Origin of the sequence: Scardovia wiggsiae F0424, assembly GCF_000269605.1 — a bacterium.
GTDB lineage: Bacteria > Actinomycetota > Actinomycetes > Actinomycetales > Bifidobacteriaceae > Scardovia > Scardovia wiggsiae.
This window is the reverse complement of record NZ_AKCI01000001.1, coordinates 246,595-265,665: the sequence shown is the minus strand read 5'-3', so window position 1 is coordinate 265,665 and position 19,071 is coordinate 246,595. Positions and strand designations below refer to the sequence as shown.

Sequence of the window (19,071 nt, the reverse complement as noted above, 5' to 3'; positions counted from 1 at the left end):
TACGATTCTACCCTACGATTTAGAGTTTGGCATATCCCGGCCGGGCTGCACTGCCTCTGCAGGCTGGCTTTCCCCTTCTTTCCCGCGTTTCCTCCGGCGCTTCTGTGCCTCCCTGTTCCTGCGTGCATCAGCCACGGAGATCCCTGACAGTTCGGCATAGTCATTACGGTCAAGGAACATCCTCGTCTGCGATGCAGGAAGGACGATAGTAAAGCTGAGCCCGCCGCCGGGAGTTGTTGAAGCACAGATAAACCCATGGTGGGCCTTGACCACAGCAAGCGCAATAGACATTCCCAGGCCGCTTCCTCCCCTTTGCCGGGCGCGCGAGGGGTCAGTAGTATAAAAACGCTCGAATATCTTTTCCATCTTCGCAGGATCAATACCCGAACCGTGGTCACTCACACGGATCACAACAAATTCCCTCCCTGAATTCGTCCTGTTCGCCCTCGCCACATCTTCGAGGAAAGTGCCGAGCGTCTCTTCATTCGGGTCATATTTGCTCAGGTCTGCTGTCGATGTGACAGCTTTCACCATGCTTACGCCAATTTCTACAGGCGAATCTGCAGGAGTATACCTGTGGATATTGCCGATAATGTTAGTCAGTACCTGGCGAAGCCGTGTCGGATCCCCTCCTATCGTAACCGGCGGCAGGCTGGATTCGACTACAGATATCCTGCTGCCTGCGGGGGAAGGCACAGGGGCAGGTGCCTGTGCAGCATTGCCGCCGGCATCCCTGCCGTTATATCCGTGTGTTCTGCCAGTATCCGTATGCCGCCTGCCGTTAAAACGGTTCAGCTGGGATACCGGCTGCACAGTACCGGAGGCAACCGAAGCGATCTTATTGAGCATATCATCCCCGTCAATGACCAGCCGCCCAAGCGTTATATGCCTGTTAGGGTCAAGTGCATGCAGATCTTCGGCAGATTCTTTTACTATCTGGTCCACCCCGATCTTCTGGCCGAGATCGATACCGCGGCCTTCGTCCAGCCTGGCAAGGGAAAGCAGGGCTTCGACCAGCGACGACATGCGGGTAGAGGATATTTCAATATGATCGATCGTTGCATCGGCACGTTCCTGTGCACCGGGGGTTCTGCGCTGCATCCTGTACAGCTCGGCATACCCGTGGATAGCGGCCAGCGGGGTACGGAGCTCATGGCTGGCATCAGAAACAAAGCGCTTCATCTGGTTAGTCGTATCTTCCTGTTTCTTGAAACTGTACTCAATGCGGGACAGCATGGCATTGAGCGAAGAAGAAAGGGAGCCTACTTCGGTATTGGCAGACCCCTCGGGGATACGTTCGGAAAGGTTGCCCCCTGCGATCTCGGCGGCGGTTTTCTCAATACGCTTCAAAGGCCTTAAAGCCCTGAGGATCAGTATAAGGGACAGCACTGCACCGCATACGATGACCGCAATATCAACAATGATGAAATACTGCACGACCCTGCGGGCTGCATCACGCTGCCAGAACAGCGACCGCGCAACATAAACGACATACTCAGTTTTCCCGGTCTCAGAATTAATGATGCTGACAGCCATTACACGCCAGTCCGTGGCCGCCCTTTCATAGATTTTCTGATCATAGTTATTGCTGTATATATGGACGTTGGCAGGCACCGTTACCGGTTCCCCGTCCGTCGGCACCTGCTTTTTTATGGAATCTGTTTCGCTCAGGCGGGGGACGGAGATCATATTGTTGCTGGCAAAAGGCGTAAACGGCGTGGCAAGGATGGTGTTATTCGTATCCCTGATCTGGAGGAAATAATCCGTGGGGCCGTTCGCACCCTGCGCTTCAAGGAAATCATCAAGTGCCTGTGCAGTATCCTTGGAACTCGCCGAATCCATCTGGCCGTTGGAACCAGGGGCCGGGATATCGGGGATATTGTTTTTCCTGGCAGCCTGGCGCTGGATCAGAGTCACATTATTCCTGATCGAATCAGCCTGCTGCTTCAGCTGGGTATTCGTCTGATCATTAAGTGCCGACTGTACCAGTTCGTATGCTGCAAAGGTCATGATGATCCCTGCAACAAGGATGATGACAAAAACTATAACTGTAAGGCTCACGGTCAGAGGGATGCGTCCAGTATTCAGTTTATTGTTCCGGCTGTTCCGCCTGAAAAAACCCTCCCTGGGGCTCCGATGCGCACCCGGCCTGGCACTGCCGCTGTGCCCGCGGCTTCCAGCAGCGGCAGCATTATGCGCCGCAGTACCGGGTATTCCGGATGTATCCGCCTGCGGCTGCGGTGCCCTGCTCTGCGAATCTTTGCTCATCATCCTATCCTTACGGTGCGTAAGACAGAGGCGTCTGACCCCTCACGAACTCAAACGCCTCTGCTTTCCGCTGATACCTGATAAAAGTATTCACACCTGTATGCTATGCATGCACCCCATTCATATCGCGCGGTTCGCGGATCATATACCCGATACCGCGTTTTGTCTGGATAACAGGCACTACTTTCTGCTCATTTCCTTTATCGTCAGTATACGTTACACCGTCAATCTTTTTACGCAGATAGGAAATATAGGACTCAACGATTGCCGCGTCCCCGCCCCAGTCGTACTGCCACACATGGTCAAGGATCTGTGCTTTGCTGAGCACACGGCCCTCATTATCCATGAGGTACCTGAGGAGCTTGTATTCCGTAGGGCTGAGATCAACAAGTACGCCATGGCGGGTCACATCATGGGAATCCTCGTTTATCTCAAGGTCAGCCACGCGGATCACGGGGTCATCCTCAACCTGCTCCTTGGTGCGCCTGAGGATTGCACGGATGCGCGCTACGACCTCTTCCAGGCTGAACGGCTTGGTCACATAGTCATCGCCGCCGACTGTAAGGCCCATGACCTTGTCCTGCGTATCATCACGGGCGGTGAGGAACAGCACCGGCGCTTCCACGCCCTGCTGGCGGATACGGCGTGTTACTGTAAAACCGTCAATATCCGGGAGCATAACGTCCAGTACTACAAGGTCGGGATTGGTCTGAGTAATGACATCAATGGCTTCTGTACCGTTTGATGCCGTTTTTACGTCAAACCCGGAAAAGTGCAGACTCGCGGATACCAGTTCGCGAATCGAAGGTTCATCATCAACTACTACAATAGTTGCTTCTGGATTATTTGCCATACCTCTTATTCTAAATATGCTCCTGATGATTACCTGAAAATTTCCCGCGAATTAGTAGCAAATTCTATGCGTCCAGGTGAAGATTGGCTCAATCCTTAGTATTAAGCTGCCTGTAGATAAGCTATAATTACTATACATATTATATGGCTGTCAAGCTGCGTAACTTGCGTGTTGTCCACATCCAGCCACATCCCATAGAATACTTCGCTGCCATGCATGGCTGCTATAGGCTTGATCCTGCGGCTGGAACCTTTATTGCCTGACGGAGGAATACGGGGAAAGGCGCACTGCAAAATCGGAACAGGAAGGATACCGGCAGGGTATCTGCTGCAGATATCCTCAAAAACTAAAGGAGTACTATGGCAACATACCGTGTTGACTCGGACAGGTTACAGTCCGCAAGCGCTGCAGTCAATACATCAGTAACAAGGATCCGGGAGTCTGTAGGAACAATGTATGCAAACCTGCAGGATCTCCAGAGCGCATGGCAGGGGGCAGCTGCAGCAAGGTTCAAAGGGGTTATGGAGCAGTGGCGTGCGGCCCAGCAGCAGATGGAACAGTCGCTGCAGAATATCCAGCAGTCCATGAGCCGCGCCTCAGCTGCATATGCACAGGCTGAGGCTGATGCCCAGCACCTTTTTGCCAACTGACCGCAGGCAATGGAGATCGCCCATACCACAAAAAAGTTTAAGGGCCGGCTGAAAACCAGCCAGCCCTTAAAGCTTGATCTTCTGCAGCCTGCGCCGAAACAAGCTCAGGCCTGCGCTTTTTTAGTAGCCCATATCCTGCTGAGGGGCTGCCGGCGCCGGAGGTTCCGGCTTATTGGCAACAACTGCCTCAGTTGTCAGGAAAAGCCCGGCAATGGAAGCCGCATTCTGCAGGGCAGAACGGGTCACCTTAACAGGGTCCGTAACGCCTGCAGCCATGAGGTCGCCGTATTCGCCGGTCGCGGCATTCAGGCCATGTCCCGCGGAAAGCGTGCGCACCTTATCAATAACGACTTCGCCGGACAGACCCGCATTCTGGGCAATCTGCTTCAGCGGCGCTTCAATGGCACGGAATACGATGTCTGCACCGGTACCTTCATCGCCGTCAAGATTGACATCTTTGCGGACATCAGCAGCAGCCTGCACCAGGGCAACGCCTCCGCCGGGAAGCAGGCCTTCCTCGATAGCAGCCTTGGCATTGCGCACCGCATCTTCAATACGGTGCTTGCGCTCTTTGGCCTCAACCTCAGTAGCGGCACCAACCTTGATCACAGCGACGCCGCCTGCAAGCTTGGCAAGACGTTCCTGGAGCTTTTCGCGGTCATAATCAGAATCGGAGTCCTCGATCTCCGAACGGATCTGAGCAACGCGGGCATCTACGTCTTCCTTAGTGCCGGCGCCGGAAACGATAGTTGTTTCATCCTTGGAAACAATAACCTTGGCAGCATGGCCGAGGACTGTATCATCAATAGAGTCAAGCTTAAGGCCAAGCTCATCAGATACTACCTGGGCACCGGTAAGAATAGCCATATCCTGCAGCATTGCCTTGCGGCGGTCGCCGAAGCCCGGAGCCTTTACAGCTACCGTGTTGAAAGTACCGCGGATCTTGTTAAGGACGAGGGTCGGCAGTGCTTCACCGTCAACATCTTCAGCAACGATGAGGAGCGGCTTGCCTGATTTCATAACCAGCTCGGCAATGTGCACAATATCCTGCTGGCTTGAGACCTTTCCTGAAGTCAGCAAAATGTACGGATCCTCAAGAACTGCAGTCTGGTCATCCGGATTGGTGACGAAATAGGGGGAAATATAACCTTTATCGAAGCGCATACCCTCAGTGAATTCGAGGTCAAGGCCGAACTTGTTATTATCTTCTACAGTAACAACACCGTCCTGCCCAACTTTATCCAGTGCCTCAGCGATCTTCTCGCCGACTTCAGGGTCGCCTGCAGAAATCGTTGCAGTAGCTGCTATCTGGTCTTTTGTCTCAACCGGCTTTGCAGTAGCAAGCAGCTGGCGGACAATCGCATCAGATGCTTTTTCAATACCGCGGCGCAATGCGATAGGGTTCGACCCTGCTGTCACATTCTTAAGCCCTTCGTGCACCAGCGCCTGGGCAAGTACAGTTGCTGTCGTAGTACCGTCACCGGCTACATCATCTGTTTTCTTGGCAACTTCCTTGACCAGCTCAGCACCAATACGTGCATAAGGGTCCTCAAGGTCAATTTCCTTTGCAATGGAAACGCCATCATTGGTGATCGTCGGAGCACCATAGGTTTTGTCAAGGACAACATTGCGGCCTTTGGGCCCAAGGGTTACCTTAACGGTGTCTGCGAGCTCATCAAGGCCTTCAAGCATGCCCTGGCGCGCCTCTTCATCATACTTAATAATCTTTGCCATACTATCCTCTTTTTGTAATGAACAATGGCTTACGTCATCACTCGCACATGTTCGTGACGCTCAACCGTCAGCTATCGATTATCACTCCCATGCTTCGAGTGCTAAAAATGAGATTAGCACTCTGCCTCGTCGAGTGCCAACTTTTTTGCGAAACACCCTAAAAAATATGCTTCAAGCGTGACCCGCCGCCAATCCGGAATAAACAGGGAAGGCAGGGAGGCCCCGGGCTAGCGGACGATCACCACTACAGGCGCAGCTATATTCGCCCTCTGGGACACGGAAGATATGCCGAGCTGCTGTGCAACGGCCTGGGCGGCAGCCTTATCTGATTCTGCCTTATACCATACTGTCTGCTGCGATGGAAGCACTGACCGGTTTGCGGGGTTCATGGCAGAAACATGGGTGTAGCCTGCCTGAGTGAGCTGGGCTTGTTTTGAAGCTGCAAGCCCCTTCGTATGCCCACCGTTATAGATAATGATCTGGGTCCCCTTATCTGCTTCCTGGCTCCCCGAGGAAGAAGACGGCCCGGAAGAGCTGGAAGCCGAAGGCGACGATGATCCCGAACCAGCAGAATTGCCGGAAGTGCTTTCCTTGGAGGATGCCGAGGGGGAAGAAGACACGGAAGCAGCCGCCTTGGTATACGACGTTGTAGGATGGCCGCTGAAAGTACCCGAGACCCACATCCACAGCAGGATGCCGAGGCATGCCGCTACAGCGACTACGATAATATAGGGGCGCAGCCTTACAGCAAGGCCTTTCCTGCCGCGATGCGCACCGCCTGGCGTACCTGCTGCCTGGCTAAACTCATCATCGACCAATGTATTATCACGATTGCTGCCGGATGCCATAAGTCCTCCTAATGATATCTACAGTGAGTTTATACTGGATCGCCATATACAATTTATATCCCTTTATAAATCGCTACAATATGTTTGCAAAATCCTGAGGCTTATACGCACCGGGATTCGGAATGCCCCTGCATCCAAAGCCTAAAGCCTGGGAAAGGGCTACAGTGCGTACTACTATAAGTCCTATGACGCAATCTCCCGCCCCTCCCCGAAAAGCATTAAGCGATATCATGGATCCCAGCTGGGCCCGCGCGCTGGAACCGGTCGAGCCCGTTATCCGCCGCATGGGCGATTTTCTGCGGCAGGAACACGCGCAGGGCCATGCTACCCTCCCCTCAAGCGGCAATATATTCCGCGCATTCCAGCTGCCTGTCAGTAATGTCAAAATCCTTATCGTGGGACAGGACCCCTACCCCACCCCAGGACATCCTGTCGGCCTGAGCTTCTGCGTCGCCCCTGATGTTGACCCTATACCGGGCAGCCTGCGCAACATTTATAAAGAGCTTATGGATGACGTCCATGTGCCTGCGCCGCCGAACGGCGACCTCACCCCCTGGGTGGAACAGGGGGTCATGCTGCTCAACAGGTCCCTGACCGTCCGCGCAGGAGCTCCGAACAGCCACCAGAGCAAAGGCTGGGAACAGGTCACCGAGCAGGCTATCCGTACGCTGGACAGCCGCACCGACAGGCAGGGGCAGCCACTTCCGCTCGTTGCAATACTCTGGGGGCGTAATGCGCAATCCCTGGAACCGCTGCTGCCCCACGCTGAAATAATCAAATCGGCGCATCCAAGCCCGCTTTCCGCCAGCAGAGGATTTTTCGGGTCCAGGCCTTTCTCACGCGCGAATGCGTATCTGGAGCAGCAGGGGGCTGCACCTGTAAACTGGGACCTCTCCCAGGGACACCAGGGCTGAGGCTTCCCGCAACAGGGATCTGTATACCCGCGCCGCTGCCTGTACACATGCTGCCGCACACTGCCCGAATATATAAAATCCCCAGCCAATATATAGATCACGTCAACAATCACAGATAGAGTTTAAGTATGGAATTATTTTCTTCGCACAACGACGGCCAGGACCACAGTGCCGATACCTCAGGCCCGCGCGAAAGTTCACCGCTGGGATCTGATGTCACTGATCACAACAAGGAGCTCGCCGAGCGCATACGCAGACGTTTTTCACAAGGCCTCGTAGGGCAGGACGATCTCAGGGAATCTCTGATCATTACACTTGTTGCCGGAGGGCATATCCTTATCGAGTCTGTCCCCGGCCTTGCTAAGACTACAGCTGCACGGATCCTCGCATCATGCGTTTCCGGGTCCTTTAAGCGCATCCAATGCACCCCGGACCTTATGCCTTCCGATATCGTAGGCACACAAATATTTGATTTCGCCTCGCAGAAGATGGTCACACAGATTGGCCCTATCAATGCCAACATCGTCCTGCTTGATGAGATCAACCGCTCAAGCGCAAAAACCCAGTCGGCTATGCTTGAAGCTATGGCAGAAGGTGCAGCAACGATAGGCGGGGAACGGATATCCCTTCCTGACCCGTTCATGGTCATTGCCACTGAAAACCCGATTGAGGAAGAAGGGACTTACACCCTTCCGGAAGCCCAGATGGACCGTTTCACGATGAAGGCAGTCATGACGTATCCAAGCGATACGGATGAAGTCAGCATGCTGACCATGCTTTCAGGACAGAACAGCGATGTCCCCAGTACGGGCAGCGATCCTGAGACCAGCATCTCCCTGCAGGATGTGGCCTATCTGCGCCAGAATGCCCGTAAAGTCCATATCTCCCAGGCAGTCAAAGAGTATATCGTTGACCTTGTTGCCACAAGCCGCGGCGCAGGGCAACATCCTATTAACGGCCTTTCAACACTTGTCCGGCTCGGGGCGAGCCCGCGTGCATCTATTGCCCTGATGCGGGTAGCACAGGCACAGGCGCTGCTCAGCGGCCGCGATTACGTGATCCCGGAGGACATAAAGGCTTATGCCCATGATGTACTGAGACACCGTATCCTCATGACTTTTGAAGCATTGGCAGACGGGGTCGCCAGCGACCAGGTCATTGATTCCATCATTGAAACTGTCCCTGTCCCCTAGCCTGCCCTGCAATCCCCGCAGCCCCTGCTACAAGGAGTATCTATAATCAGCGAAATGACTATGCCTGACCATCCACATACAACGAACCCCCAGGCTTCCCAGGAGACCATACGGCGCAGGATCGAGGCGCTTGGTGCACGTTTATCGCTGCCTGCCGTCAAACGCGCGCTGGGGGTGCTTGAGGGTGAACATCAGTCTGTCCGCAGGGGGAACGGGTATGAATTCCTGGATATCCGCCCCTACACGGCAGGCGATGAGGCCCGCCTGATCGACTGGAAGGCAAGTGCGCGCGCAGGACGCCCCATGATAGCAGACAAGGAACAGAATGCTACCAGCCGGGTATGGATGCTGCTTGATTCCGGCGCGCAGATGACCGGGACCTGCACAAGCGGAGAAAGCCAGATGGAGGTGGCGCTGAACGCGCTGCGCATGTTCGCAGTGCTGTCGCTGCGCCGTTCAGATGAGCTGTCGGTCATCCTTGGGGATTCGGCACGCATCACCCGAATCCCGCTGACAGGCGGATATATGGCGTTTGACGATCTGGCTGAGCGTATTGCCCATATCCGCCTGACCAGGCCAGGGGACCTGTTTTCCCTTCTTGATTATGCCAAACGTATCCGCGACCGCCACGCGCTGATCGTTATTGCAACGGCACATACCGCATGGAGTGAAGAGGCTATAGAGGCAGCAGGAGTGCTCGCACAGACCCATCCCCTGATCGTAGTGGATATTGAGGCGATCAGCCCGTTCTCCGCCGCGCCGGATTTCGGTTCAGTCATTGACGCTGCCTCTAACCGTGCTATTCCTGCTTTTATGCGCGTTAAAGAACTGGATGACGATGTGCGGGTACGCAGGGAATTCATTTCCAAACTCCTTGAAGAGCGGCTGAGCCGCGCAGGCGCAGCAGTGCTGAATGCCGGCTCAAGCGAGGCGATGTTCACCGCTTTCATCCGCCGTATCTCGTCAGCACTTACCCGGGCGGGGAATGTCAACCTCCTGAAAAACACGCATACACAGATCCGGCAGGAGGAGATACCCACGCTATGAGATTCACACAGACCCCTGATCCGCTGCATTCTGCGGCACCGGCCATTATTGTGCTGTGCATTTGCATCATCGTTGCTGCTGCTGCCGGTACGCTGGCTGTTATCGGGAGTATGAAGCGCAAAGCCGTTTCGCCCCGGACAAAAACAGCTGGGCGCACGCATACCAGGTCGGAGTGGCAGACGCGCATCATTGCAGTACAGAAAGACCATGCCAGAGGGCTTCTTGACGATAAACAGGCCTACCATCGACTTTCTGTCCTGTCACGCCAGTTTGCATCAGAAAAGCTGGGTAAGGATGTTACTAAACATACTCTGGCAGAGCTGAAACGTGAAACGCCGGACAGAAACTCGAGGGACGGGTATCTGGTGCTCAGACAGACTGTTGAAGCCCTCTACCCGCCTGAATTTGCAAAAGCTGAATGGAACCCTGCAGCACAGAACGCATCTGTTGAAGAAGCTGCCCAATGGGTATCCGGGCTTATAGAAAGGTGGGGCGAATGAACACACCGGTCATATCATGGCAATGGCCTGCAGTCATTATCCTCACCATCCTGGTTTTTACCGCCGCTGTTATTGCCGCGGGCCTGTGGGCGCGGAGCAGATACCCCCGCAGGCCTGTTACCGGGCCCGGCACAGCTGAGGGGGATGCCGCAGGCGAAGGGGATGCAGGCGGAACTGCCCCTGATGATGCTGACGATAAGGCTGACGGGGATACTGATACCCCCAATGCCCGGCCGGCCGGCGCCAGGACAGGGAAACGGCAGAAAAAGCCTTCGGCATACTCATGGACAGTAAGTGATGACCTCCAGTCTGATATACCGTCCCAACGGTACAAACTATACAGGCGCCTCAGTTTCGCGGCGGCAATAGCCCTTGCAGCCATAAGCCTTATAACAGCCCTGCTGATGGGACGCCCTTCGACTGTGGACCGCAGGAACAGTACCTACGGGTCGCGGGATATTGTCCTGTGCCTCGACGTATCAGGATCAGCACTTGCTTATGACCGCCAGATCATTGCAGCCTATCTGACCCTGATTGACCGTCTGCAGGGCGACCGCATAGGCCTGAGTATTTTTGACTCCACCACACGTACGGTATTCCCGCTTACTGATGATTCCGACGTTATAGAAAGCCAGCTCAAACACGCTTTCGGAATATTGAAAAAAGTATCCTCCAGCGATTTCAATAATATTTCCCAAAAAGAATATGCGCAGATCCAGGACTGGCTTGAGGGCACGCGGAATATTACCAACTCTTCTTCACTTATTGGCGACGGCCTTGTCAGCTGCGCCCTCCAGCTTCCGCAGTTCTCCGTGAATGCAAACGGTTCGGCTGATAAAAAAGGATCTTCCCAGCGTGCCCGGTCGACCAGGAGCGCTTCTATCATCCTGGCGACTGACAATATAGAAGGCAAGTCGGGGACATACAGCCTTGAGCAGGCGGCCGGGCTTGTCAATAAATCGCATATTACCGTTGACGGCCTGTACGTCGGTTCCGCATCAAATACCCATTCGCCGAATGAATCACAGATGCGTACCCTTATCGAACGCTACGGCGGTTCCTTTACCAATATGAACACTACTCCGGATATCGGTTCGCTTGTACAGGCAATAGAAAGGACAAGCTCCGGGACCCGCCGGGACAGCCGCCAGTCTATAGTCGCCGATGCCCCGCAGGCGCTTATCATCATCCTTGTCCTGGCATTCGGCGGATATCTTGCCCTCACCTGGAGGTTACGCCGATGACAGCGACCCTTGCCCCTATGTTCGGGTGGATAGTTTCCCCGATCCTCGCCCTTATCCTTGTATGCCTCGCAGTTTTCACAGTTGCCCGGTACCGCAGTACTGCAGCGCCGCACAGCGAGATGACTGACACTACTGTCTGGGCTGTTGTGCGAAGGGTCCTGATGTGCCTTCTGCTGGCAATAATCATCCTCACCCCGGCACGGTACGTCCGCAATACTACGCAGGCGGTGAATGCTACAGATGTCTACATCGCAGTGGATACAACAGGATCTATGGCAGTAAACGATGCCCATTATAAAGGCGGGCAGTCGGTCACCCGGTTGAATGCAGCAAGCCGCGCAGTGAAAGATATTGCGCGGATGTACCCTGATGCCAGTTTCAGCGTTATCCGTTTCGGTGCCTCAACCAGTACAGACCTTCCGCTGACACCTGATTCCAACGCAGTCACGCAATGGGCCGATACATTGGCGACCGAGGCTACAGCAACTTCCCGCGGATCGAACCTGGATGCGCCGCTGGACAGCCTTATTGCATCCATGGCTAATACAAAAAAGGCCCATCCCGGTGATACCGTCGTGCTGTACTATATATCCGACGGGGAATCTACAGGGAGCCAGGCCCGCAGGACTTTTTCCGCACTGCGCAAATATGTGGATAATGCTGTCGTTGTTGGGGTAGGTTCTGCTGAGGGCGGCAAGGTGCCGCTAACCCAGGTTGGTGTCAAGGCTATGGATACACAGGATAATGCCAGCCAATGGGTCAAAGATCCGGCTACCGGCGAAGACGGCATTTCAAAACTGGACGAGGCAAGCCTGAAAAGCATTGCCGATGAACTTTCCGGCACATATATCCATATAACGCAGGAGCGGGGGGTCACCCTCCAGGATTCTGCAGGAGCTTCCCGCGATTACCGCCTCCGCACAGTAACCCGGCGGGCAGATTATACAGTCCCTATAATCTGGCCTTTCACTACCCTTTTCGCCCTCATCTTCGCATGGGAACTGGCAGCGTGGACCATTACTTCAAGGAGGATGCTATGACCGGCGTACCCAATCTCCAGTCAAAGCCAAAGTCCCGGCGGCACCTGCGGACACATGCACGGATGCCGCTTGCAACCCGGATAGCCCTGGGCATTATCGGAGCAGTGGCCCTGGCTGCAGCCGTTATAGCCGGCGTCAATATTTACACAGTATCGTCGTTCAATTCTGCTACCGGTTCCTTGCAGTCCAATATCGCCTCTTTCAATAAAAAACCTTCTCTTTCAAAGAAACAGCTAGATGATCTGGCAGCCAGCCAGAAAAATGTGGATGAATCATTCAAAGACTTGCAGAATAATTCGCTGCTCGCGGCACCGGGCTTAAAAAATTCTATCAGGCATAATGCCGACGTCTCACGCGCACTGACCCGTAAAATAGCAGATGCCCGGAAAGAGGGCACAGCAGCGGACCAGCAGGGCACGGCATCTTCACAGGAGCCTTCCGGCCGTCAGGATTCTGACAGTACTGAAGATAAAGAGGATGAGAAAAAAACACAAAAACTCCTGCGGCAGAACTCTACCGACCAGCAGGCGGCCCCCTCACCCGACAAGTCCCCACAGCCAACTGTGAAACCGTGGTAGCCTTCTGCTGTTTTGTCAAACAGTTTTTGCAGAGTGTTATCCACATCCGGCCACAGTGGCCGTAGAAGTTAAGGCAGACGGGCGCTGTATGCCACAATTTCCGTATGGCAAATAACACTTTTCCCCAGGATACCCCCTGCATAATCCCGAGGCCTTCTTACCCGCCGCTGATACCAGGCGCTGCGGGACAGCAGATGCCCTGCATCTGTATACGCGCAGGGATGGAACTGTCGCAGTTCGTCACTGACACAACGCAAAAAACACAAACACTTATGGAAAGGGTCCGGGCAGACATATCCGGCGCATACGCTATGGAATGGTCGGGAAAAGCAGGAGAATATTACCGTAAATCCCTGGCAGCCCTTCTGACAGAAGTATCGGCAGTAGGCTCCGCGATCCCTGCTGCACAGCATCTCTGCATACGGCCGTAGGAGGAGATCATGGCACAGCCGCATATAACTTCATATCTGTATGGAAGCGCCGCCTCTACAAGCATAGATATGCCTTCCCTCGTACGCTTTGCCGATGCTTTCAACCGGCATAGCGCGCAGCTGGCTGCACATTCGCGGATATGGGCATCGGCACAGTCTGTGATTGCATGCCAGCCTCTGCTTTCCCTGAGCCCGTTTACATCATGCCCGAAATACCCCAGCCTGGTCCGCGGGCCATTCTCGGATACGTTTCTAACTGTCCCAGCAATGCAGCCGTCGCCCATCGGAACTGGCGGTGCAGCATCCGGGATCCCGGGAGACAATACGCGGCTTCATACTTCTCTGCCGCTTGGCAGGATCATTGCAGCCTGCGAAAATAATTCTGCGCTGCTTGCCGGTTTTGGCCAAAAACTGAGCAGTATGGCAGACCGCGTAACCCGGGCCTACAGCACTTACTCACATGCTGAAGAAACAAGCAGCTCCATCATCTCAAAGCTGACAGGGCTTTTTACCGCGCTGTCGCCTACGAACAGTGCTCTGGGGATACTGGCATTGGGTGCTGCATCGGCAGGGGTCCATGGGATGACCGGCAAAGAGGGGTTCAATCCCATCCGGATCCTTACAGACAGCAACGCCTCCCATGAAGGCTTTATGTCAGGGCTGGCCAGCCGCCTTACCGGAGGAGGGACAGTGAGCGATGCTGCCTCAAAAGTCTCTTCCATAAGCGAACCTGTGATGAATGCCATACAGGGCAACAAACTGTCGATTACTGCGGTAAACCCTGAAAGCCGGCTATCCAAACCAAACGATATCGGCAGCTGCCTGGCCAATCAGGAACGGCTTGGCACGGGAGGACTGGGGACGGATTATGGGACTATTGCTATCCAGCGTTTTACCACGAAAGACGGGAAGCACAGCTGGCTTGTCACCATCCCCGGAACAGACGGGCATATGGATTCCCCTTTCGGATGGGCACAGAATGTAGACCTTATGAGCTCCGATGCGGGCCAGCGCGCCAAGGCCGACAGCGCCAGATACGTTATGGCAGCCATGAAACGGGCCGGTATACAGCCTTCTGACCCTGTAGCGCTCGTCGGACATTCTCAGGGAGGTATTGTGGCCGCCTCCATAGCAAGTGACCCGCAGCACGCTTTCAATGTAAAGCATGTTGTTACAGCAGGCTCGCCTATTGCGAACCACCCCATCCGCAAAGGCACATGGGTCACCAGCACCGAAGTGAACGATGAACTGATATCAAGCCTTGACGGCGCGCCTAACAGGCATGATGCTGAACACCTTACTGTCCGCGGCATCAGTTCGGACGCCGATACCGCAGCAGGGACTGCAACACGGGTAAAAGGCGCGCCATCCGCCAAAGAGCTGACACACGGGATGAACTATCAGCGTGCCGCCTGGCAGAATGCGCAGGAACTCCACAGCAATGACGTGGAACGCCACAACAGGCATTTTGCAGAAACTATCCGGGGCACCATGGATAAGCAGTACTACTTCCGGGGACGCCTGCATAAATAGGGTAAACAGGAGATCTGCGCGTTTATGCCTTAGCGTAATCTTGAACTATGAAGCTAACTGATATCAAACCTTCACTGGCTTTAAGCCCCCTGGATGGACGCTATCATAAGCAGACAGAACCATTGCTTGAGTATTTGAGCGAGGCCGCACTCAACCGTCAGAGGATAGCTGTAGAGATCGAGTGGATGATCCAGCTGGCTAATGGTACGCACGACAATGACAGCACCCCTGCTGTCCCCGGAGTTGATCCCCTCACCGCAGAGGAAATAAGCTATCTCAGGAGCATCCCCAAGGAGTTCGGACCGGACAGTATCAGGGAACTGGCTGAAATTGAAGCCGTTACACGCCACGATGTAAAAGCAGTCGAATACTATATAGGCCGCCGCCTTGATTCTGCAGAAAAAAGGCTCGGGCACAAGACCTCATTGACTCGCCTTAAACCCCTGGTACATTTTGCATGCACCAGCGAGGATATCAATAACCTGTCCTATGCCCTCTGTATCAAGCAGGCTGTAACCTGCGTATGGTCCCCGGCCTTTGAACGTATTATTGCTAAGCTTGACGCCGCAGCAGAACAGTATGCCGGCATGCCGCTTCTGAGCCTGACCCACGGCCAGCCTGCAACGCCCACGACCCTTGGGAAAGAGCTGGCAGTATATGTATACAGGCTAAACCGCCAGCGTACCGCTCTGGAAAACCAGGAATACATGGGAAAGATCAACGGCGCCACCGGGACATTCGGGGCGCACTACGCAGCTGTCCCCCAGACTGACTGGATCCGCATCAGCAGGGAATTCGTCGCCATCCGCTTAGGACTTACATGGAACCCCCTCACTACGCAGATAGAGCCCCACGACTGGCAGGCCGAACTGTACTCTACAGTCAGCCATATAAACCATATCCTTCACAACCTTGCAGTTGATATATGGATGTATATCTCACGCGGGACTTTCGTGCAGATCCCCGTTCAGGGGGCTACCGGCTCCAGCACTATGCCGCATAAAGTGAACCCTATACGTTTTGAAAACGCTGAAGCTAATTTTGAACTCTCATGCGCCCTGTTCGACTCCCTGAGCGCTACCCTCGTTGAGACCCGCTGGCAGCGCGACCTGACCGATTCCACGACCCAGCGCAACATAGGTTCGGCTTTTGGATACAGCCTCCTGGCTTTGGAAAACCTTGCCGGCGGCCTGGATTCCATCCACCCGCACAATGAAGCTATGGAACAGGAGCTCAACAGCAACTGGGAAGTCCTTGGCGAGCCTGTGCAGACTGCGATGCGCGCATGCGCGCTTACCGGGGCTGAAGGCATGGATAACCCTTATGAACGCGTCAAAGAGCTTATGCGCGGGAAAAAGATAGATAAACATGATGTTGAAAGCTTCATCTCAGCGCTTGGTTTCGATAAAGAAACAGCACGCAGGCTTTCCCGGCTCAGCCCTTCGGCTTATCTCGGTGCAGCAGAGCAGCTCGTCCCCCTGAAGCAGCAGTCTCTCAGGCCTTCAGACAGGCCTTCGGGTGACTGATCCCCGGCACAGCTGCATTACGGATATACCAGTTATTATTGCCAATTTTTTATATTAAGGATTCCGATGGTATCACGCGAAGATAAAACCGCTAAGGCGGGGTCCCCAGGGTTTCACGCCTCTGACAGTGTATCTGAGGATTCCATCAGCGACATCCCAGATAACAGCGGCCTGGAGATCATGGATACTGTTTCCCTGCCGCAGACCCGCATTATTGATACCCCTCCTAAAAGGGTGCACGATCTGAACGACCTTCTGAACTGTATCCTCTGCATCATAGCTTCACTGCTTGTCCTCCTTGCTTCCATGCGGCTGCAGGGGCTGGCCCGTGGAGTCGAAAATGATGTACGGAATTTCGGCAATCTGATAGATAACTGGCTGTATGCAGTCCCCCTGTCCCTTCTCCAGCAGCTGGTGACAGTCGGGATAATAATCGCTGTCCTTATCCAGCTGGCATTCAAAAATGAATGGCAGCAGCTCGCAGTAAGCACTTTCTCCCTGATACTCGGCTTCGCAGCAGCTTACGGGGCAGCCAGGATTATCACGCTGGTCCATGACCCGCTGCTCCTTTATCAGCTCAGTTCCCTTGACGGTGTCATCCCCGTCGTCTTCTCGGCACTCGCTGCATTCCTTACCGCTTCAGGCCCGCGCAAAATGCATCAGAGTGTCAAATGGGGCTGGAACCTCACTATCACACTCGGGCTCATCCTTATCATGCTTTCCGCTGATTCCCTTATAGGAGTGCTTTTCGCCGTCCTCATAGGGCGCGCTGCCGGCCTCCTCGTACGTTTTGCAGCAGGGACCCTCAACGTTGGAGTATGGGGCAAAGGCGTTATTGAGGCCCTCAAAAATGTCGGCCTGAAGATACGCACCCTGCGAAGCCGCACATACACGCTGGAGCGGCCTGATACATCGCTGCGCGTATCCCGCCAGACGGCAAGCCTGGACGACGATCTCACGCTCAATTCGCGCTTATACGACGCTGTAGATGCACAGGGCATCCACTACACCGTATCAGTCCTTGATGAACGCCGCCATTCCGCCGGATACCTGCGCCAGCTTTTCCAATGGTTCCAGATGTCGAATCTTGCCACACGGCATGACCGCACTGTAAGGGTAACATGCCACCATCATCTTGATATGCTCCTCGGGCTGCGCAATACGGGGCTGTCAACTATCCTCCCCTACGGTGTAACGGATGCCCAGGAATCCGGGATCTTCGTATACTATAAAGATTCCCAGCTCCACGAATGCGACTGGGGCTCCGTCACCGACAGCGATGTTATCAACTCTATGGAATATCTGGAAAAGGCCAATTCACGCGGATATACGCACCGCAGGATCACCCCTGCCAACCTGGTGCGCGACGATGGAGGCAATCTCATCCTCGCCGGCTGGGATAACGGGGATTTCGCAAGCGCTTCTACGAATGTGAGCCTTGACAGGGCCCAGCTCCTAGCAGCCTTTGCCGTAAAGATCGGCGTACAGCGGACTGTTTCCTGCGCCGCCGCCGCCTGGGGCAGGGACTATGTATATACTCTCGTCCCCTTCATCCAGAGGGCGGCCATCCCCCTGGAAACACGGCAGGACCCCTCATGGAGCCGTTCCGCCCTCAAAGACCTGCGTACCCGGATCAACGCCCTGATCCCTGAAGAAGAGGCAGAAAACACAGAGACTATTACGCTCGCCCGTTTCAATGTACGTAATTTCGTAGGCGTCGTCCTGCTTGTTATTGCAGCTGTAGTGGTATTCAGCCAGCTGAATCCGACTGAAATGGCTAAGGCTGTTTCCAGCGCCAACCCATGGATGGCACTGCTGTGCTTCGCGCTCGGCGCTGTCCTCCCATGGGCAGCCACTTCCCTGTCATTGGGGGTTTTTGTCGATAAGGGCAAGCGGCACCTGGCTCCTTTATTCCTTTCCCAGGTCATGCAGGGGTTCACGGCGGTCACCATGCCGGCAGGGGTAGGGCCGGCCTTTGTCAACCTGCAGTATCTGCGTAAAGCCGGATACAAGAATACCCCTGCAACCGCAATAATGAGCGCAGTCGTAGCAATACAGGTAACAACGACGACCCTCCTGCTCATCATTATCGGCATTTTCACCGGACGTACTACTCTGTCAGGGGTCATCCCCACAGGGACGATCGCCATAATCCTGGGTATCGCAGGGTTTTGCATCGCCCTGGTCATGGCAATCAAGCCTTTAAGGAAACTGATCCTGTCAAAATTCATCCCGACGATCAAATCGTACGGCCATGAACTGGCGGCGCTTATTACGCAGCCTAAAAAGCTCCTGGTTTGTGCCTCAGGGTCAGTCCTGCAGAATATTGGCTTAGGGCTGGCATTCTGGTGCGCCCTGAACGCATTCGGATACACCGCCAATCCTATAGAAACAACATTCGTTTTCCTCATCGCGAACACACTCGGCTCCGCTGTCCCTACCCCCGGCGGGCTGGGAGCCATTGAGGCGGCGCTGAGCCTCGCATTTTCCGGCATCGGGGTACCCTCCAGCATCGCATTATCCGCTACCCTGCTGTTCAGGGTCATGACATACTGGCTGCGGATACCGCTGGGTGCGCTCGCCATGCAGTGGCTCAATAAGCATGATTTGATTTAATTATCAGATGATATTAAGTTACAAATGTGTAATTTTCACATTAATTTTAAGAAAAATAGGCGTTTTTCGGCTTTTCAAGTCGCTTTTTTCCACTTA

The 19,071-nt window shown here is 54.4% G+C and carries 16 protein-coding genes; 12 read left to right on the top strand and 4 right to left on the bottom strand.

Annotated features, from left to right (window positions below; translation table 11 throughout):
• Nucleotides 1–12: 12 nt before the first annotated feature.
• Entirely contained in the window at nt 13–2,268 is a 2,256-nt protein-coding gene (locus tag HMPREF9156_RS0101270; RefSeq protein WP_007148123.1) for a HAMP domain-containing sensor histidine kinase, read from the bottom strand.
• A 103-nt stretch (nt 2,269–2,371) separates the two neighbouring features.
• Nucleotides 2,372–3,121: a response regulator transcription factor gene (locus HMPREF9156_RS0101265; RefSeq protein ID WP_007148122.1), complete on the bottom strand. Its 750-nt coding sequence runs from the start codon at nt 3,119–3,121 to the stop codon at nt 2,372–2,374.
• Between the two features lie 359 nt (nt 3,122–3,480).
• Between HMPREF9156_RS0101265 and HMPREF9156_RS0101255 the strand changes: the two genes are divergently transcribed.
• Nucleotides 3,481–3,771 carry a WXG100 family type VII secretion target gene (locus tag HMPREF9156_RS0101255; RefSeq protein WP_007148121.1) on the top strand — a complete coding sequence of 97 codons (291 nt, stop codon included), beginning with the start codon at nt 3,481–3,483 and terminating at the stop codon, nt 3,769–3,771.
• Nucleotides 3,772–3,891: 120 nt separating this feature from the next.
• Here HMPREF9156_RS0101255 and groL read toward each other — a convergent pair whose 3' ends face one another.
• Nucleotides 3,892–5,505: a chaperonin GroEL gene (groL, locus tag HMPREF9156_RS0101250; RefSeq protein WP_007148120.1), complete on the bottom strand. Its 1,614-nt coding sequence runs from the start codon at nt 5,503–5,505 to the stop codon at nt 3,892–3,894.
• 227 nt (nt 5,506–5,732) lie between these two features.
• Nucleotides 5,733–6,353 (bottom strand): LytR C-terminal domain-containing protein, encoded by a 621-nt coding sequence (locus tag HMPREF9156_RS0101245; RefSeq protein ID WP_007148119.1) that lies wholly within the window; start codon nt 6,351–6,353, stop codon nt 5,733–5,735.
• Nucleotides 6,354–6,538: 185 nt separating this feature from the next.
• Between HMPREF9156_RS0101245 and HMPREF9156_RS0101240 the strand changes: the two genes are divergently transcribed.
• The 11 genes from HMPREF9156_RS0101240 to HMPREF9156_RS0101190 all read left to right on the top strand — a co-directional run bounded on the left by HMPREF9156_RS0101240 (nt 6,539) and on the right by HMPREF9156_RS0101190 (nt 18,975).
• Nucleotides 6,539–7,267, top strand: coding sequence for a uracil-DNA glycosylase (locus tag HMPREF9156_RS0101240; RefSeq protein ID WP_029246303.1), 729 nt, complete (start codon nt 6,539–6,541; stop codon nt 7,265–7,267).
• 128 nt (nt 7,268–7,395) lie between these two features.
• Nucleotides 7,396–8,460: an AAA family ATPase gene (locus HMPREF9156_RS0101235; RefSeq protein WP_007148117.1), complete on the top strand. Its 1,065-nt coding sequence runs from the start codon at nt 7,396–7,398 to the stop codon at nt 8,458–8,460.
• A 54-nt stretch (nt 8,461–8,514) separates the two neighbouring features.
• Nucleotides 8,515–9,507 carry a DUF58 domain-containing protein gene (locus tag HMPREF9156_RS0101230; RefSeq protein WP_007148116.1) on the top strand — a complete coding sequence of 331 codons (993 nt, stop codon included), beginning with the start codon at nt 8,515–8,517 and terminating at the stop codon, nt 9,505–9,507.
• Nucleotides 9,504–10,007 (top strand): hypothetical protein, encoded by a 504-nt coding sequence (locus HMPREF9156_RS0101225; RefSeq protein WP_007148115.1) that lies wholly within the window; start codon nt 9,504–9,506, stop codon nt 10,005–10,007. The genes HMPREF9156_RS0101230 and HMPREF9156_RS0101225 overlap by 4 nt, the downstream gene beginning before the upstream one ends.
• A complete protein-coding gene (locus HMPREF9156_RS0101220) occupies nt 10,004–11,251 on the top strand; it encodes a vWA domain-containing protein (RefSeq protein ID WP_007148114.1) in 1,248 nt (415 codons plus the stop codon). Before HMPREF9156_RS0101225 ends, HMPREF9156_RS0101220 begins: the two co-directional genes overlap by 4 nt.
• Nucleotides 11,248–12,291 carry a vWA domain-containing protein gene (locus HMPREF9156_RS0101215; RefSeq protein WP_007148113.1) on the top strand — a complete coding sequence of 348 codons (1,044 nt, stop codon included), beginning with the start codon at nt 11,248–11,250 and terminating at the stop codon, nt 12,289–12,291. The genes HMPREF9156_RS0101220 and HMPREF9156_RS0101215 overlap by 4 nt, the downstream gene beginning before the upstream one ends.
• Entirely contained in the window at nt 12,288–12,869 is a 582-nt protein-coding gene (locus tag HMPREF9156_RS0101210; protein WP_007148112.1) for a DUF6466 family protein, read from the top strand. Before HMPREF9156_RS0101215 ends, HMPREF9156_RS0101210 begins: the two co-directional genes overlap by 4 nt.
• A 104-nt stretch (nt 12,870–12,973) precedes the next feature.
• Entirely contained in the window at nt 12,974–13,300 is a 327-nt protein-coding gene (locus tag HMPREF9156_RS06810; RefSeq protein ID WP_017147373.1) for a hypothetical protein, read from the top strand.
• 9 nt (nt 13,301–13,309) lie between these two features.
• Nucleotides 13,310–14,833, top strand: coding sequence for an esterase/lipase family protein (locus tag HMPREF9156_RS0101200; protein ID WP_007148110.1), 1,524 nt, complete (start codon nt 13,310–13,312; stop codon nt 14,831–14,833).
• A 47-nt stretch (nt 14,834–14,880) separates the two neighbouring features.
• Nucleotides 14,881–16,359: an adenylosuccinate lyase gene (gene purB, locus HMPREF9156_RS0101195; protein ID WP_007148109.1), complete on the top strand. Its 1,479-nt coding sequence runs from the start codon at nt 14,881–14,883 to the stop codon at nt 16,357–16,359.
• A gap of 66 nt (nt 16,360–16,425) precedes the next feature.
• Entirely contained in the window at nt 16,426–18,975 is a 2,550-nt protein-coding gene (locus tag HMPREF9156_RS0101190; protein WP_007148108.1) for a lysylphosphatidylglycerol synthase transmembrane domain-containing protein, read from the top strand.
• The last annotated feature ends 96 nt before the right edge of the window (nt 18,976–19,071 follow it).

Bases quoted from the DNA above. Each gene is read 5' to 3' on its own strand.
- HMPREF9156_RS0101270 (WP_007148123.1), bottom strand. From the start codon at position 2,268: ATGAGCAAAGATTCGCAGAGCAGGGCACCGCAGCCGCAGGCGGATACA.
- HMPREF9156_RS0101265 (WP_007148122.1), bottom strand. From the start codon at position 3,121: ATGGCAAATAATCCAGAAGCAACTATTGTAGTAGTTGATGATGAACCT.
- HMPREF9156_RS0101255 (WP_007148121.1), top strand. From the start codon at position 3,481: ATGGCAACATACCGTGTTGACTCGGACAGGTTACAGTCCGCAAGCGCT.
- groL (WP_007148120.1), bottom strand. From the start codon at position 5,505: ATGGCAAAGATTATTAAGTATGATGAAGAGGCGCGCCAGGGCATGCTT.
- HMPREF9156_RS0101245 (WP_007148119.1), bottom strand. From the start codon at position 6,353: ATGGCATCCGGCAGCAATCGTGATAATACATTGGTCGATGATGAGTTT.
- HMPREF9156_RS0101240 (WP_029246303.1), top strand. From the start codon at position 6,539: ATGACGCAATCTCCCGCCCCTCCCCGAAAAGCATTAAGCGATATCATG.
- HMPREF9156_RS0101235 (WP_007148117.1), top strand. From the start codon at position 7,396: ATGGAATTATTTTCTTCGCACAACGACGGCCAGGACCACAGTGCCGAT.
- HMPREF9156_RS0101230 (WP_007148116.1), top strand. From the start codon at position 8,515: ATGACTATGCCTGACCATCCACATACAACGAACCCCCAGGCTTCCCAG.
- HMPREF9156_RS0101225 (WP_007148115.1), top strand. From the start codon at position 9,504: ATGAGATTCACACAGACCCCTGATCCGCTGCATTCTGCGGCACCGGCC.
- HMPREF9156_RS0101220 (WP_007148114.1), top strand. From the start codon at position 10,004: ATGAACACACCGGTCATATCATGGCAATGGCCTGCAGTCATTATCCTC.
- HMPREF9156_RS0101215 (WP_007148113.1), top strand. From the start codon at position 11,248: ATGACAGCGACCCTTGCCCCTATGTTCGGGTGGATAGTTTCCCCGATC.
- HMPREF9156_RS0101210 (WP_007148112.1), top strand. From the start codon at position 12,288: ATGACCGGCGTACCCAATCTCCAGTCAAAGCCAAAGTCCCGGCGGCAC.
- HMPREF9156_RS06810 (WP_017147373.1), top strand. From the start codon at position 12,974: ATGGCAAATAACACTTTTCCCCAGGATACCCCCTGCATAATCCCGAGG.
- HMPREF9156_RS0101200 (WP_007148110.1), top strand. From the start codon at position 13,310: ATGGCACAGCCGCATATAACTTCATATCTGTATGGAAGCGCCGCCTCT.
- purB (WP_007148109.1), top strand. From the start codon at position 14,881: ATGAAGCTAACTGATATCAAACCTTCACTGGCTTTAAGCCCCCTGGAT.
- HMPREF9156_RS0101190 (WP_007148108.1), top strand. From the start codon at position 16,426: ATGGTATCACGCGAAGATAAAACCGCTAAGGCGGGGTCCCCAGGGTTT.